Source organism: Euzebya pacifica, assembly GCF_003344865.1.
Classification (GTDB): domain Bacteria; phylum Actinomycetota; class Nitriliruptoria; order Euzebyales; family Euzebyaceae; genus Euzebya; species Euzebya pacifica.
Genome location: NZ_CP031165.1, coordinates 19,982 through 35,203, shown reverse-complemented (window position 1 = coordinate 35,203; position 15,222 = coordinate 19,982). Strand labels below are relative to the sequence as shown.

The following is a 15,222-nucleotide window of genomic DNA, read 5'->3' as shown; positions in this document are numbered from 1 at the left end:
GCCCCTAGCTGATCGCGGCGGCGACCACGATGCCGACGGCGACGTGGTTGGCCGCGACGAACCACGCGACCGGGGTCGGCTCGGTCGCCGCCACCGTGTCCCGCAGCTTGCCGGGCGTGATGACGTCGACCAGGCCGAAGCTGGCGGCGTTCAGCAGGATGCCGAGCAGGCCGTAGATGCCGGCAGTCGTCAGGCCCAGCGCGAAGCCGTCGGCGGAGGTCACGATGGCGGTGGCCAGCACGATGGCGTTGGCCAGCATGCCGGAGGCGACCACGATGATCAGGTTGCGGTTGTGGTCCTCGGTGATCTGCTTGCCCAGCTTGCCGGGGGTCATCACGTCGATGACGCCGAAGCTGACCGCGAGCAGGACGAGGGCGAGGACGCCCCAGGCCAGGCCCTCGGAGGCGTCGGCGAGGATGGCTGCCATGTCGATCATCGCTTGTGGGCCTTTCGGGTGAAGTCGGGGTGCATGGAGAACGTCACTTGCCGCTGCCGGAGCCGCCGCCGCGGACGCCGGTGAACCCGCCGCCGCCGGAGCTGCCCCCGGAGGACCGCGGGCCGTAGGAGCCGGGACGGCTGCCCCAGTAGCCGGCGATGAAGGTGCTGTGCCGCCGGTAGCCGGCGTCGTAGTCGTCCAGCTCGATGCTGGACCCCTCGGCCTCGGTGCGGACCACCGCCAGCCAGTCCGAGCCGCGCAGGTAGTAGTTGCCGGACTCGCGGACGCTGTCGTCGGCCTTCAGGTTGATCTGCATGTTGTCAGCGACGACGCTCGGCGCGTCCCCGGTCCGCCACTGCGACGTGGCGGCGTCGTAGCTGTAGGCGCCGTCGAGGAACGCGGTGGCCTCGGTGAGGTTGGTGGAGGAACCACAGCCGGTCAGCGCCAGCGCCAGGACGACGAGGGTCACGAGGAAGGTCGGGCGGGGTCGGAGGCTGGTCATCGGCTGGCTCCGTGGACGGCGACCGCGATGCGGTCGTGGGCGAGGACGGTGGTGGTGCTGCGGGCGACACGGCCGTGCTCGGGGTAGCAGTGCCAGGTCGCCCAGCCGTCGCCGCTCGGTGTGGGCAGGACCGCGGTGACAGCATGGGGGTGACCGGGGAAGGCGTGGACCACCCCTTCGGTGCGGGCACGCTCCCGAAGGTGCCCGACGAGCGCCGCCAACCCGGTCGGGTCGACGGTCTCGACGATGTAGTCGAACGCCATGTCCCAGCGGTCGACGCCGGTGTGGACGATCACCCGGCGAGGGCCCGGCATGCGTCCACCGGTGTTGCAGGCGAGGGTCTCGATCGCGTGCCCCTCCAGCGTGCGGACCTGGTGGGATGCCGACAGGACGGCCACCTCGACGGTCGTGGTCGGCAGGGTCAGCGTGGAGCTCGCCAGCGCCGGCTGGAGCGGGCCGCCGAAGGCGACGGTCAGCCGGTCCGGGTTGAGATCGATCGGTTCGTGCACAGGCCTTCCCTCCCTCGCTGGCTCGCTCGAATCGGTGCGGACGCCCCCTCGACGTCCGCCGACCCTCGTTCGAGGCATCACCCTATACCGGTAACGGGCGCCTCCCGGCGGATGTTGCCACCCGGTAATCCTCCGCTCAGGAGGCGGTCCCGACGGCCGTCAGGAAGGCGTCGCTGACGACGGCTGTTCCGCCCAGCCCGATCACCCGCTGGATGGATGCCCGCTGCGACAGGGCGTGGCCGAGGGCCGCCCCCGGCGATGCCGGGTCCAGTCCGTTGACCAGCACGACGACGCCGTCCAGCGCGGCCGCGACCGGGCCCCCGGTCAGGCTGTCGGGGAAGTTCGCCCCGGTCGCCAGGACCAGCGTGTCGAAGGAGAGGTCGATCGCGCGGGCGTGGTTGAGGACAGCCGCGGCGGTGGTGTACCGCTCGGGGCCGGCCAGGCGCACCGGATCCGGCAGGCCGTCCACGACCGCGTCGGCGATCACGGCGGTGCCACCGACCACGGCCACCCGCTCGATGCCGAGCGCATCGATGGTCTCGGCGGTGGCCTGCGGGATCTCGTCGCGGGTGACGAACAGGATCGGCCGGTGGGTCCGTGCCGCAACACCCGTCACCGACACCGCGTCGGCGAACCCGTCGGCGGTCACGACGTAGGCCTCGGGGGCCCGGTCGTCGCCGACGGCACCGGGCAGCTCGGCAGCCACGGCCGCACCGACGGCGAACGGGTCTCCCTCCCCCACGCGACGCACGGTCAGGCCCATGGCCTGCAGCTCTGCCGCGACGTCGGGGCCGACCAGCGACCCGACAACGACCGCCTCGGTCGCCCCCAGCCGGGCGATCCCCTCGCGGGACACCCCCGAGAGCGCCCCGTCGACCAGCACGATCGGCGCGTCGAGGAACCCGGCCAGCGGCGAGGCCAGCAGGGCGTCGTGGTAGGTCCCCGCATCGGCCAGCACGACCGTGTCGGTGCCGTCGGGGTGGGCCGCCAGCGCGGCAGCGACCGAGGTGGCGACGCGCTCGGGACCGCCGGCCCGTTCGGTGGTCAGCGCCGGCAGTCCGTCGAAGGTCGCCAGGTGCACGTAGGACCCACGCTCCAGGTAGGGCTGCACCGACGACGGCCCGGTCACCCCGGTCAGGCTGCTGACCTCGGTGGTGAAGGTCGTCCGACGGAAGGCCGACAGGTCGTCGGTGCCGAAGCGGTCCTCCAGCGTGGCCAGCGCCGACTCGACCGCGGCCAGGAGCACGTCGTCGGCGGTCCGGTCACCCAGCCAGTCGTGCTGGACCGCCAACCCGGACGATGCCGGATCGAGGACACGCAGCACCAGGTTGAGGGCAGGGGACATGTCGTAGCGGTGGCCGCCGACACCCAGCTGACGGGACACGAGGTCGGGGCATCCGCGGCCGGAGTTGCAGGCCGCCGCCGCGTCGGCGTCGGCGATCGGGCCGCCCCACACGCTGCCGAGCACCTCCTCGACGAGCGCGTCGACGACCGCGGAGAAGATCGTGGCTGCCGGACCGTCGGTGCCGTCCTCCAGGGAGGACTGCCCGCCGGGGCCGCGGAAGGTGGTCGGCGCGTTGGGCGGGTCGTAGAAGCGGGTGTTCCACCCGGCCAGCAGGTCGGCCACGGCGCCGAGGCGAGCGTCGTCGCCCGCCTCGAGGGCCCGGAGCACGAGCGGCAGGAACGGCTCGGCGCGCGGGTCGGTCAGCGCCGACTCCATCTCGATGGCCTGGAGGGTCTCGAAGGTGTGGTCGTCACGGGAGGCGGCCAGCGCGACGGGGGTGGCTGCCCGCTGCACCGCACCGCCGGGACGCGACGTCGGGCCGATGCCCTCACCGTCGAGCCAGCCGTGGGCCGGCTTGTTGTTCCAGTTCACGAGGAACCCCTGGGCAGGGTCGACGGCGTGGGGCAGGTCGTCGAACGGGATGCGGTCGCCGAAGTCCGCCGACCCGTCTCCGGGCAGCGGGAACCGCAGGTCGTTGGCAGGCCGTTCGTGGTGGACGCCGGGGTGCCAGAAGGCGATGTGCCCGTCGGCGTCGGCGTAGGTGGTGTTCTCGTTCCAGGTGACCTGGCGCATGGCGGCCTCGAAGTCCTCGAGGGACTCCGCACGGTTCCACGCCAGGACACCGTCGATCGTGTCGACCTCCTGGCCGAACATCTGGTACTGCACCGATCGGGCCAGCCGCTCGCCGTTGCCGTCCTCCTGGGCCACGATCGGCCCATGGACGGTGCGGCAGACGTCCACGTCGACCGAGCGCAGCGGCGGGGTGACGGGCAGGCCCTGGGTGGACTCGCGGTAGTCGATGGTCTCGGTGCGGCAGTCGGCGTCCTTCCACTCCCCGTCGTGGAGGTACTGCAGCGGGCCGCCGTCGGTCGGGTTGTCGCGCACCGTCTCGATGAAGCTGTCGACGGTCTTGGAGTAGCCGGTGGTCAGGGCCCAGGCCGCCCGGTCGGTGTAGCCGATGCCGACAACGGGGAGGGCGGGGACGGATGCGCCACGGGCGTCGTAGCCGCCGCCGTGCACCTCGTACTCCACGAGCAGGCTCGGGTAGCTCCAGCCGAGCTGCGGGCCGCTGATGAGCATGGCGTTGTCGTCGGCGGTGCGGGACGGGCCGATGGCCATGCCGATCGAGCCACCGTGCAACGACGCCGCCCACTCCGCCAGCGCCTCGCTGGCCCGGAAGGCCTGCGCCCGTGCAACGGCATCCGCGTCGTCGGAGGAGGACCCGTCGGAGGTGGACTCACCGGATTCGGCGAACGCCGGCAGGGTGGTCGGTTCGGGGTAGGCGCCCGTGCCCGGCCCGTCGGCCAGCTCCAGCGGGAGGGTGGCCGCGAAGTCCGCTGCGGCGTCCAGCGATGCGTCGAGGTCGGTCAGCGGCGAGTTGGGGAAGGTCCCCTCCTCCCGCGGGACGGTGGTGAGCGCCAGCGGGTCGTCCTGCCACACCAGGTCGGCGAAGATCGCCCGTCCCTCCTCCTCACCGTGCGCGTCCTCGAGGTCGCGGAGCAGGCGGACGTTGTCCATCTCGTTGCCGCCCTCGGCCGCGACGGATCGGGTGATCAGCACACCGGCGGCCGCGATGTCGATCAGCTCCAGCGGCTCGGGTCGCGTCGACAGCAGCGCGTACTCGACCGGCAGCAGGTCGGGGTTGGCGTTGACCTCCGCGATCCACTCGTTGGCGCCGTCGACGTAACCCTGGACGGCAGTCAACGCATCGGCGGACAACCCGTCGATGATGGCCTGGTACTCCGCGTCGCTGTAGGTGAGGGTGCGCGTCTGCACGTCCAGCGGCACGCCGGAGGTCCCGACGAGCTCGGCGAAGGTCCCCCTGCCCTGACGGCGGACGGCGTCCATGAGGAACAGGCGGATCTGGGCGACGGCCCAGCCCGTGCCGAACCAGACATCCTCGGCGGTGTCGCCGTGGATGGCCGGGGTGCCGAACTCGTCCCAGTACACGCGGACCGCGCCGTCGCGCAGCGTCTCGGTGCGCACGGCGTCGGCCGGGTCCAGGAACCCCTGGCCGGCATACCCCTCCAGGCCCCAGTAGATCGACGTCTGGTCGTCGGTGTGCGCACCGAAGCTGCCCCCGGCCGTGCCCGCGACCTGGTCGGTCACCGACGTGAAGCCCGAGTTGCCCGGCGGCATCAACGACACGGCGGTCACCCCGTCCGGGGGGGTGTCGACGGGGCCGTCCTGCGCACGGGCCGGCGCGACGACCGGGGCCAGGAGCGCAGCCACGAGGGCGGCGATGACGAACAGGGAGAGGGCTACCGGACGTGACTGCATTCGCGGGAGGGTAACAACGCAGCGCGCACGAGCCCTCGCGGTGGGTACCAATGCCCGGAAGGGGGGTCACCGGGGCCGGGGAAGCACTACGATCCGTGGTGGGTGCCGGTGGGGAGCACCCTCCACAACCCGAAGAGACCGTCTCCCCATGCCTCGTTTCGCGTTCGCCGTGCCGTTCCTGCCGCACAAGCAGGACGAGTGGCGTGCGACCGCTGGGGAGATCCCGGTCCGTCGGGCCACCGAACACCGCCAGCACCTGCTCGAGCGCGGCATCTTCAAGGAACGCTGGTGGATGCAGACGGGGGCCGGCACCCCACCGCTGTCGCTGGTCCTCTGGGACTGCGACGACCTCGACCGTGTCGGCCTGTCCCGCATCGGCACCGGCAACCGCCACGACGACTGGATGGCCGAACAGGTCGTCGGACAGATCCACGGACTCGACCCGGTGGGGGCCGCGCTGCCGCAGGTGCACCTGCTCAGCGGCACCACCACGATGGCGACCGCGACTGCCGGCAGCCAGACCATGTTCGCGCTGCCCATCCCGACGGAGGGCATCGATGCGGTCCGGTCGCTCGTGGAACGCATCGAGCACGGCGACCTGTCCCGAGCCCACGGGCAGTTCCTGGCCGACGCCTCGATCCGTGAGGAGTGGATCTGGCTGCAGGAGCCGACCTCGAACTGTCCGGCCCTGCTGCTGATCCACTGGATCGGCGACGACCTCGACGACGCCTGGCAGCGCTTGACCTACGTGCGCGACGACCCCTACGCCCGGGTGCTGCACGAAGCCCTGTTCACCCGGCTGATCGGCATCGGTCCCGAGCAGGTCGCCCACTGGCGCATCGAGCAGCTGTTGGTCATGCACGTCCGGCGATCGGACTCCTTCGCGCCGTCGCACCGGCGGGTCGGACAGAAGTTCGTGGGTGCCGCTCGCACCGGTGGGTGGCCGGCGGTGCAGCGGCTGATGGGCGACAACGTGGTGCTGCTCGCCGAGGACGGAACCCGTTACCTGGGCCCGCCGGCGGTGGTGGACGCCCTGCGCCGGGCGATGGACGCCGCGTCGGATGGGCAACGGGAACGGCCCGACGTGGCCGACCTCCTGGTCGGAACTGCGCACGTCCTGGCCCTGCTGGAATGGCCCGACGGCACCACGATGCCCCTGCTGATCGGGTTCGACGAGGGCCGGGTCGTGGCCCTCCACGTGCAGCCCCTGATGTCGCGTCGCGACCGTCCGGTTGCGGACTAGCCCGACGGGGCACCCGTGCGGGACGGCGACGGACCGTAGACTTCCCGCAACATCCAGCGTCGACGAGCGAACGACGCCGGCAAGGCACCGCACACATGAGCATCCTCAGGGACTTCGAGAAGAGATTGGAAGGCGCGGTAGAGGGCTTCTTCGCGCGCGCTTTCCGTTCCGGCCTGCAGCCGGTCGAGCTGGCGAAGGCCGTCCAGCGCTACGAGGGCAACTACCAGCAGGTAGGGGTCGACGCGGTGTTCGTGCCGAACGTCTACCGCTTCACCCTCTCCCCCACCGACCTGGAGCGGTTCAGCGGCTTCACCCGGTCGCTGCAGCGCGAGCTGGCCGACGTCGCCCGGCGCACCGCCGACGAGAAGGGCTGGCGCACGCACGGCCCGATCCGCATCGAGTTCGAACGGTCCGAGGAGATCCGCGTCGGCACCTTCGAGCTGCGCGGCAAGACCGAGACCCCCGGCCAGGCTGCGGCTGCCGGTGTCCCGTCGCCGTCCCAGCCGGCGCCCGCCCCGCTGCCCGCCGAGCCGGTGTTTCAGCCCGCCCCCGCCACGCCGGCGGCGCCGGCGACCCCCACGGCACCCGCGCCCGCTGTCCCGACCGGCCCCGAACCCGCGGCCACCGCGGCTGGTACCGCACCGGTCCTGCGAGCCGTCCAGGGCTCCGACACCGGCAAGGTCTTCACCCTCGACCGCCCACAGCTGGTCATCGGACGGCTGCCCGACTGCGACATCACCCTGACCGGTGCGGCGGTCTCCCGACGACACGCCCGGGTGCAGCAGGAGGGGTCGCGCTGGACGATCACCGACCTCGGCTCCACCAACGGGGTCCGCGTCAACGCCCAGCCCATCCAGGTCAGCGAGATCAAGCCCGGCGACCGGGTCGAGGTCGGCGACATCACCTTCACCTTCCTCCTCACGGGCTGATGACGTGCCGCCCATCGTCTTCACCGCGCTGCAGGTCCTCTTCCTGGTCCTGCTGTACGCCTTCGTGGCCAGAGCCGTCCGATGGGTCATCAAGGACGTCGCCAACCCCGGACCGGCCATGGCGTCGAGCCAGCCACGCGCCGCGCGCGGCCGCCAACCGAAGCAGAAGCGTGCCCGTCCCCGTGAGCTGGTCATCCACTTCCCCGATTCCGCCCCGCGTGTCCTGCCGCTGGAAGAGGGGCGAAGCGTGACCTTCGGCCGACACCAGACCGCGTCGGTGGTCCTCACCGACCTCTACGCCAGCGACTTCCACGCCCGCATCGACTTCGACGGAGACGGGTGGACGCTGACCGACGAGGGCTCGACGAACGGTACGTTCCTCAACCAGGTCCGCCTGACGGCACCCACGCCGTTGCGGGCCGGCGACCAGATCTCCTTCGGTCGGACCACAGTGGAAGTCAGGAGATGAGCCGGGAATGACCCTTGTCGTCCATGCCTTCGGCTACTCCAACGTCGGCCGCATCCGTGAGATCAACGAGGACAACTTCCTCACCGGTCGCACCGTTTTCGCGGTTGCCGACGGGATGGGTGGCCACGCCGCTGGCGAGGTCGCCTCCGAGGCAGCCCTCATGCCGCTCCGCGAGATCGACGGTGGCACCTACCGCGACCCACAGGCCGCGACCGACGCGTTGTCCCACGCCGTCAGCCAGGCCAACGAGCTCGTCCTCGAACGCGCCGCCGCCGACCCCGACCTGCGTGGCATGGGCACGACCCTGACCACCGTGATGGTCCGTGGGTCGCGGCTGCACCTCGCCCACGTCGGCGACAGCCGGGCCTACCTGCTGCGCGCCGGCATGCTGGAGATGCTCACCGAGGATCACACCCTCGTGAACCAGCTGGTCAAGGAGGGCCGCCTGACCGAGGAGCAGGCTGCGAGCCACCCGCAGCGCAGCGTCATCACCCGCGCCATCGGCGTTGAGCTCGGCGTGCAGGTCGACACCATGGTCGAGCCGCTGGAGCTGGCACCCGGCGACCAGGTCCTGCTGTGCTCCGACGGCCTGACCGGACCGGTCAGCGAGTCGCTGATCGCCGAGATCCTGATGACCGAGGACGACGGCGACATCGCCTGTCGTCGCCTGATCGACGCCGCCAACGCCGGCGGCGGGCCCGACAACATCACCTGCGTCCTGCTGCGCGTCGAGGGCGACGGCACCGTGACCGCCCCCGCGGCGATGCCGGGTCCGGCGACGTCCTCCGACGACGACGCAACCGCCGAGCTCGGCGACCCCGCACAGCTGGACGCCCGCCGCCTTGCCGAGCTGGGCGGCGGCAGCGAGGAACCCGAGGAGGTGCAGGCCGAGGAACGCAGCTCGGGCCGGCGTCGCCTCGGCGCGACCCTCCTCGGCGTGCTGCTGGTGCTTGCGGTGCTGATCGGCGGCGCGCTGCTGCTGCTCAACCGCAGCTTCTTCGTCGGCGTCGACGACGACGGCCAGGTCGGCATCTACAGGGGCATCCCCGCGTTCTCGATCGGGCTGGTCGAGTCGGAGTCCTTCGGCCTCGACGACCTGCCCGAGGGCCTGCACCCGGGTCTGGAGGGCGGCATCGCCTTCTCCAGTCTCGCCGAGGCCCGCATGCACGTCAGCGACGTCCTCGAACCGCAGCTGGAGGTCGAGTCGGAGGAGCCGTTGCCGACCGAGTCGCCGACGCCGTCCCCCACGCCGACCAGCGAACCCAAGGACCCCCCGACCATCGGGGCCGACGCGCCCGGCCCGACTCCGGAACCGACCACCGCGCCACGACCCACGCCCGCTCCGGCCAGCTCGTGAGCGTGTCGCTCGACCAGCTCCGGGGCACCCCGGAGGTGCGGCGGCGGGCCAACACCGAGGTCGGCCTGCTGGTCCTGGCGATCATCATCACCCTCAGCGCCTACACGCTGGTGGGCCTGGCCCAGGAACCGGTGATCCCCGCCGGGCTGCTGGCCTACGGCGGAGCGCTCGCTGCGCTGGCCGCGGCCGCCCACCTGGTCAGCCGACGGCTGGCGCCGGGTGCCGACCCGCTGCTGCTGCCGATCGCGTTCCTCCTCAACGGCATCGGCCTGGTGATGATCCGCCGGGTCGACTTCGCCGAGGCGTCCCGTGACAGCGGGCTGGAGCTCGCGCCGCTGCAGACGATCTGGACGATCGTGGGCGTGGCGCTGTTCGCGGGGACGTTGCTGCTGCTGCGCGACCACACGGTGCTGGACCGGTACCGCTACATCATCGGCCTCGCCGCCGTCGTGGCGCTGATGACTCCGCTCCTGCCCGTCCTCGGGACCGACTTCGGTCGTGGCTCGCGGATCTGGGTGCGGATCCCCGGCGGCTTCTCGCTGCAGCCCGGCGAGTTCGCCAAGATCGGCCTGGTCATCTTCTTCGCCGCCTACCTGGCCGAGAAGCGGGCGCTGCTGTCGGCCGCCACGTCGCGCCTGGGTCCGCTCCACGTCCCGCCGGCACGGGCCTTCGGGCCGGTGGCGCTCGCCTGGTTCGTCTCCCTCGGCGTGCTGGTCTTCGAGCGGGACCTGGGCCTGTCGCTGCTGATCTTCGGCATCTTCGTGGCGATGCTCTACATGGCGACCGGTCGGCTGGCCTACGTCGTCTTCGGCGGAGCGCTCTTCGGGGCCGGGGCGCTCGCGTCGTGGTCGGTGTTCAGCCACGTGCAGACCCGCGTGTCGATCTGGCTGGACCCCTTCGCCGACGCCCAGGGGTCGGGCTTCCAGCTGGTGCAGTCGCTGTTCGCCTTCGGCACCGGCGGGGTGGCCGGCGTGGGCTGGGGGCAGGGCAACCCCGAGCTGATCCCCGACGTGGAGACCGACTTCATCTTCTCCGCGATCGGTGAGGAGCTCGGCCTGCTCGGCACCACCGCCGTCCTCCTGCTGTACTTCCTGCTGGCCGGCCGCGGGTTCGTGACGGCGTTGCGGGCGCCCGACGACTTCTCCAAGCTGCTGGCAGCCGGGCTGACGTTCGTGTTCAGCCTGCAGGTGTTCGTCATCGTCGGCGGGGTCAGCCGCCTGATCCCCCTCACCGGCATCACCCTGCCGCTGGTGTCCTACGGTGGCTCCAGCCTGCTGGCCAACTACGTCCTGATCGCCCTGCTCGTGCGGGTGTCCGCTGCCCGTGCCCCGGTGGCCCGCCGCTCGGCCCGCGCCGACCTCGCCCGGATCGACGGCTGAGATGACCCGATCCATCCGCCACACCGCATGGGCCGTGTTCGTGCTGTTCGGGCTGCTGTTCGTGAACCTCAACTGGCTGCAGGTCATCCAGGCCGACGACCTGGCCCGCGACGAACGCAACCGCCGCCAGCTGCTGGCGGAGTACGAGATCCAGCGCGGATCGATCACCGCGGGCAGCGGGACGCAGCAGCGGACCATCGCCCGGTCCCAGGACACCCAGGACCAGCTGCGGTTCCAGCGGGTCTACAGCGACGGCCCGACCTACGCCCACGTCACCGGCTTCCACTCCTTCATCTACGCCCGTACGCAGCTCGAGCAGCGCTACAACGAGTTCCTCCAGGGGTCCTCGCCCGACGCGTTGTTCCGCAACCTCGCCGACGCCCTGCAGGGTCGCGAACGGCAGGGCGACACCGTCGTCACGTCCATCGTGCCGGCGGTGCAGGAGGCCGCCGTCCAGGCGCTCGGCGGCCAGACCGGCGCCATCGTGGCGATCGACCCGCGCACCGGTGCGGTGCTGGCCATGGTGTCCAGCCCCACCTATGACCCCAACGAGCTGTCCAGCCACGACGGGACAGCCATCCGCGAGGCGTGGGAGCGGCTCGAGGCCGACCCCGCCAACCCGCGGCTGAACCGGGCCACCAGCGAGCTGTACGCCCCCGGATCGACCTTCAAGGTCGTCACCGCAGCTGCGCTGCTGGAACGCGGGGGCAGCCCCGAGGACACCTTCGACGACCCGCCGTTCCTCGACCTGCCGCAGACCACCGCGCAGATCGGCAACTTCTCGTCGGGTCGCAGCTGCGCCGGCGGCACCATCACCCTCCGCCGTGCCCTGGAGGTGTCGTGCAACACCACCTTCGGCCTGATCGGCCTGGACATCGGTGCGGACGCCCTGGTCGAGACGGCCCAGTCGTTCGGGCTGAACACTGACATCGAGTTCGACGTCCCGACCGCAACCAGCCGGATCCCCACCGAACTGGACCCGCCGCAGACGGCCCAGTCCGCCATCGGGCAGCGTGACGTCCGTGTCTCGCCGCTGCAGATGGCGATGATCGCCGGCGCGATCGGCAACGGTGGCGTGATGATGCGCCCACGGCTGGTCACCGAGGTGCAGGACTACGCCGGACGGGTGCTGCGGGACTACCCCGCCGAACCGCAGTCCATCCCCAGCCGCGACGGCTCCCAGGCCGTCAGTCCGGGCACCGCGGCCACGTTGACCGACATGATGGTCGGGGTCGTGAACAACGGCACCGGGACCAACGCCGCCATCGGCGGGGTGCAGGTCGCCGGCAAGACCGGCACCGCCGAGCAGGGCGAGGGGCAGTCGCCGGACGTGTGGTTCATCGGCTTCGCGCCGGCCGAGGCCCCGCGTGTCGCCGTCGCCGTGGTCGTCGAGGAGGGCGGCAACGGCGGCGAGTCCGGCACCGGTGGTGGGATCGCAGCCCCGATCGCCCGTACGGTTATGGCAGCAGCGCTGGGGATCTGACGCCTGCACTTCCCCGGATCACGACAGAAAGAAGGCACTCGAGTGAGCACCACCGACGGACAGGATCGGCGCGTCATCGCCGGCCGGTACGTGCTGCGCGGCCTGCTCGGCCAGGGCGGCATGGCCGACGTCGAGCTGGCCTACGACGAGGTGCTGGACCGCCAGGTCGCGGTCAAGATGCTCCACGAGCGCTACACCGGGGACGACTCCTTCGTCGAGCGGTTCCGCCGCGAGGCCCAGTCGGCCGCCGCGCTGAACCACCCCAACGTCGTCGGCGTGTACGACACCGGCGCCGATGACGGCCGGCCCTACATCGTCATGGAGTACATCGCCGGCCGTTCGCTGCGCGAGATCATGAAGCGCGAGGGCGTGCTGCCCCGCCGGGCCGCAGAGATCGGGGCCGAGGCCGCGCAGGCGCTGCACTTCGCCCACGAACGCGGGATCGTCCACCGCGACATCAAGCCGGCCAACATCATGATCGGCGACGACGGACGGGTGAAGGTCACCGACTTCGGGATCGCCCGGGCCGTCAACGTCGAGTCGGTCACCCAGACCGCCGCGGTGTTCGGCACCGCCGCCTACGTCGCCCCCGAGCAGGCCCAGGGACAGCGGGTCGACGGTCGCACCGACCTGTACGCGCTGGGTTGTGTGCTGTTCGAGATGTTGACCGGCCAGCAGCCGTTCTCCGGCGACACCGCCGTGACCCTCGCCTACAAGCATGTGTCCGAGGCGCCGCCCGAACCCCGGTCGATCAACCCCGACATCCCCCCGGCGCTGTCGGCGGTCGTGCTCAAGGCCATGGCCAAGGACCCCGCGCAGCGGTACCAGACGGGCAAGGACTTCGCCGACGACCTGAACCGTGCCGTTGCTGGCCAGCAGGTCGCCGCGTCGGCCGGGCAGACCGCCGCCTACGCCGCCACCCAGGCCATCCCGCGACAGCAGGCGGGAACCGCCGCCCCGCACGACCCCACGCTGGTGGCGTCCGCCCCGGTGGCGACGCCGGTCCGCGAGACCCCACGGCCCAGCGACGAGTACTACGAGCGGTCCGGGCCGGACTACGGCCGCATCGCCGCCTACGCGTTCCTCGTCGTGCTGATCGCCGCGCTGGTGGGCATCGCGTGGTTCCTGTTCTCCGACCTCGGTGGCGACGAGGAGGCCATCACCCAGGTGCAGGTCCCGTCGCTGATCGGCATGGACGTCGACGCGGCCCAGCAGGCGCTCGTCGCGCTCGAGCTGCAGCCGGCCATCGGCGAACGCGAGCCCAGCGCCACCGCACCGCCCAACACCGTCCTCCGGACCGAGCCGGGTGAGGGGACGGCGGTCGACATCCGCTCCACCGTCACGCTGATCCTGTCGGAAGGGCCGGAGTTGATCCGGATCCCGCAGGTGATGGGGCTGACGGCCGCGGAGGCCGAGCAGCTGCTCGCCGCCGACGGCCTGGTCGTCGGTGGGGAGGAGACGGCCCAGGACCCCGACGTGGAGGAGGGGCTGGTCATCCGTACCCAGCCCGCCGCCGGCATCGAGGTCGAGCAGGGCACCGCCATCACGCTCGTGATCTCCGCCGGCCAGGAGACGTTCCGCATGCCTCCGGTGGTCGACCTGACCGAGGAGGCAGCCCGCGAGCTGATCGAGGGGGCCTGCGACCGCGAGGACGACACCCCGTGTGCCGTCGTGGTCGCCACGACCGATGCAACCGTGACCGGCGACGGGCGAGTCATCCGCACCGACCCCGAGTCGGGCGAGGACGTCCTCATCGGCTCCCGCGTCACCATCGTGCTGTCCACGGAGGAGCCCACCGAGGAGCCCACCACCGAGGAGCCCGAGCCCGAGCCCACCACGGAGGAGCCGGAGCCCGAGCCCGAGCCCACCACCGAGCCGCCCGAGCCCACCCCCACCCAGCAGCCCGAGCCGACCCCGACCGAGCCCGAGCCCCAGCCCACCCCCGAACCAGCCCCACCCCCCACGGTCCCCGCTCCCTCGGAGTAGGTCCTCGGGTTGTTTGTTGGTCCTCGCTCCGCTCGTCGGGTCCTTTCACACTGCCTCGCTGCGCTCGGACGGTCCTCGGGCTCGTAACCGCCGATCCGCTGCGCCGATTCTCGCCTCTCGCAGGCTCGTGGCTGTGAGTCTTGCTCACGGATCGCCGGCGCCCTGCGGCGGCCGGTGCCCGGTTCGGCTGCGGTGGTCAGGGTGGCGTGTGCGTTGGACACCTCTGAGGGTGGTCGACCGCACCCGGGGTGAGGGCTCGTGTGGCTTGCATGCCTCCTGACGGCGTCCAAGTCGCACGGCAGGTGAGGGTAGGTGCGATCAGCAGCACACGGAGCGGGGGAACGCACACACCGTCGTGTGCGCAGCCCACAGAGGTTCCCATGCACCGCCGCAGGGCGCCGACGAAACGCGAGTGAGGCTCGCAGTGCCCGATGCGGAGCGAGGGCCGAGAATCGAGGGAGTGATTCGTCGGGTCAGAGCCCGAGGACCCGACGAGCGGAGCGAGGACCAACAAACAACGCGGACCAGCAAACCCAGCCCTCCTCCTACACCTTGACCGGTAACTCCGCCAGGAAGTTGCCGAGGAGCTTCATGCCGCTGCGGGTGAGGATGGACTCGGGGTGGAACTGGACGCCCTCGACGGCGAGCTCGCGGTGGCGGAGGCCCATGATGATGTCGGGGTGGGTCGACTCGGGGCCGGTGCGGGCGGTGATCTCCAGCACGTCGGGCACGGTGGCGGGGTCAGCGACGAGGGAGTGGTAGCGGGTGGCGTCGAACGGCTGCGGAAGGCCGGCGAAGACGCCGCGGCCGTCGTGGTGGATGGCCGACACCTTGCCGTGGACCAGCTCGGGGGCCTGCACGATCGTCGCGCCGTAGACCTGCGCGATGCACTGGTGGCCGAGGCACACGCCCAGGATCGGGATGTCCCCTGCGAACCGACGGATGACGTCCATCGACAGGCCCGCGTCGTCCGGGGTACCCGGGCCGGGCGAGATGACGATGCCGTCGGGCCGGTCCGTGGCGACGTCCTCGAGGACGAACGCGTCGTGGCGGGTCACCGTGACGTCCGCACCCAGCTCACCGAGCTCCTGGGCGATGTTGTAGGTGAAGCTGTCGTAGTTGTCGATCAGCAGGATCCGTGTCAC

At 71.5% G+C, this 15,222-nt stretch carries 12 protein-coding genes; 7 read left to right on the top strand and 5 right to left on the bottom strand.

Annotated features, from left to right (window positions below; all coding sequences use genetic code 11):
• Positions 1–4 precede the first annotated feature (4 nt).
• From DVS28_RS00160 to DVS28_RS00145, 4 genes are all read right to left on the bottom strand, one after another.
• On the bottom strand, positions 5–436 hold the full coding sequence (locus DVS28_RS00160; RefSeq protein ID WP_114589644.1) for a DUF350 domain-containing protein: 432 nt from the start codon (positions 434–436) through the stop codon (positions 5–7).
• A 43-nt stretch (positions 437–479) separates the two neighbouring features.
• Positions 480–938 carry a DUF4247 domain-containing protein gene (locus DVS28_RS00155; RefSeq protein ID WP_114589643.1) on the bottom strand — a complete coding sequence of 153 codons (459 nt, stop codon included), beginning with the start codon at positions 936–938 and terminating at the stop codon, positions 480–482.
• Positions 935–1,447 carry a DUF2617 family protein gene (locus tag DVS28_RS00150; RefSeq protein WP_164709731.1) on the bottom strand — a complete coding sequence of 171 codons (513 nt, stop codon included), beginning with the start codon at positions 1,445–1,447 and terminating at the stop codon, positions 935–937. Before DVS28_RS00150 ends, DVS28_RS00155 begins: the two co-directional genes overlap by 4 nt.
• Before the next feature lie 136 nt (positions 1,448–1,583).
• Positions 1,584–5,231 (bottom strand): penicillin acylase family protein, encoded by a 3,648-nt coding sequence (locus DVS28_RS00145; RefSeq protein WP_114589641.1) that lies wholly within the window; start codon positions 5,229–5,231, stop codon positions 1,584–1,586.
• A 148-nt stretch (positions 5,232–5,379) separates the two neighbouring features.
• Between DVS28_RS00145 and DVS28_RS00140 the strand changes: the two genes are divergently transcribed.
• The 7 genes from DVS28_RS00140 (at position 5,380) to pknB (ending at position 14,077) form a co-directional block, all read left to right on the top strand.
• Positions 5,380–6,474, top strand: coding sequence for a hypothetical protein (locus tag DVS28_RS00140; RefSeq protein WP_114589640.1), 1,095 nt, complete (start codon positions 5,380–5,382; stop codon positions 6,472–6,474).
• A 95-nt stretch (positions 6,475–6,569) separates the two neighbouring features.
• Positions 6,570–7,403 carry an FHA domain-containing protein gene (locus DVS28_RS29070; protein WP_216826297.1) on the top strand — a complete coding sequence of 278 codons (834 nt, stop codon included), beginning with the start codon at positions 6,570–6,572 and terminating at the stop codon, positions 7,401–7,403.
• A 4-nt stretch (positions 7,404–7,407) separates the two neighbouring features.
• Complete coding sequence (locus DVS28_RS00120) at positions 7,408–7,872, top strand: FHA domain-containing protein (protein WP_114589639.1); 465 nt, start codon at positions 7,408–7,410, stop codon at positions 7,870–7,872.
• Between the two features lie 7 nt (positions 7,873–7,879).
• The gene (locus DVS28_RS00115) at positions 7,880–9,229 is read left to right on the top strand and encodes a Stp1/IreP family PP2C-type Ser/Thr phosphatase (protein ID WP_114589638.1); all 1,350 of its coding nucleotides are present in this window, start codon (positions 7,880–7,882) and stop codon (positions 9,227–9,229) included.
• Entirely contained in the window at positions 9,226–10,608 is a 1,383-nt protein-coding gene (locus DVS28_RS00110) for an FtsW/RodA/SpoVE family cell cycle protein (protein ID WP_164709730.1), read from the top strand. Before DVS28_RS00115 ends, DVS28_RS00110 begins: the two co-directional genes overlap by 4 nt.
• Position 10,609: 1 nt before the next feature.
• Positions 10,610–12,091 (top strand): peptidoglycan D,D-transpeptidase FtsI family protein, encoded by a 1,482-nt coding sequence (locus DVS28_RS00105; protein WP_114589636.1) that lies wholly within the window; start codon positions 10,610–10,612, stop codon positions 12,089–12,091.
• Positions 12,092–12,133: 42 nt separating this feature from the next.
• Positions 12,134–14,077, top strand: coding sequence for a Stk1 family PASTA domain-containing Ser/Thr kinase (gene pknB, locus DVS28_RS00100; protein ID WP_164709729.1), 1,944 nt, complete (start codon positions 12,134–12,136; stop codon positions 14,075–14,077).
• A gap of 545 nt (positions 14,078–14,622) precedes the next feature.
• On the opposite strand, the gene DVS28_RS00095 is transcribed toward pknB, so the two are convergent.
• On the bottom strand, positions 14,623–15,222 hold the full coding sequence (locus tag DVS28_RS00095; protein WP_245973572.1) for an anthranilate synthase component II: 600 nt from the start codon (positions 15,220–15,222) through the stop codon (positions 14,623–14,625).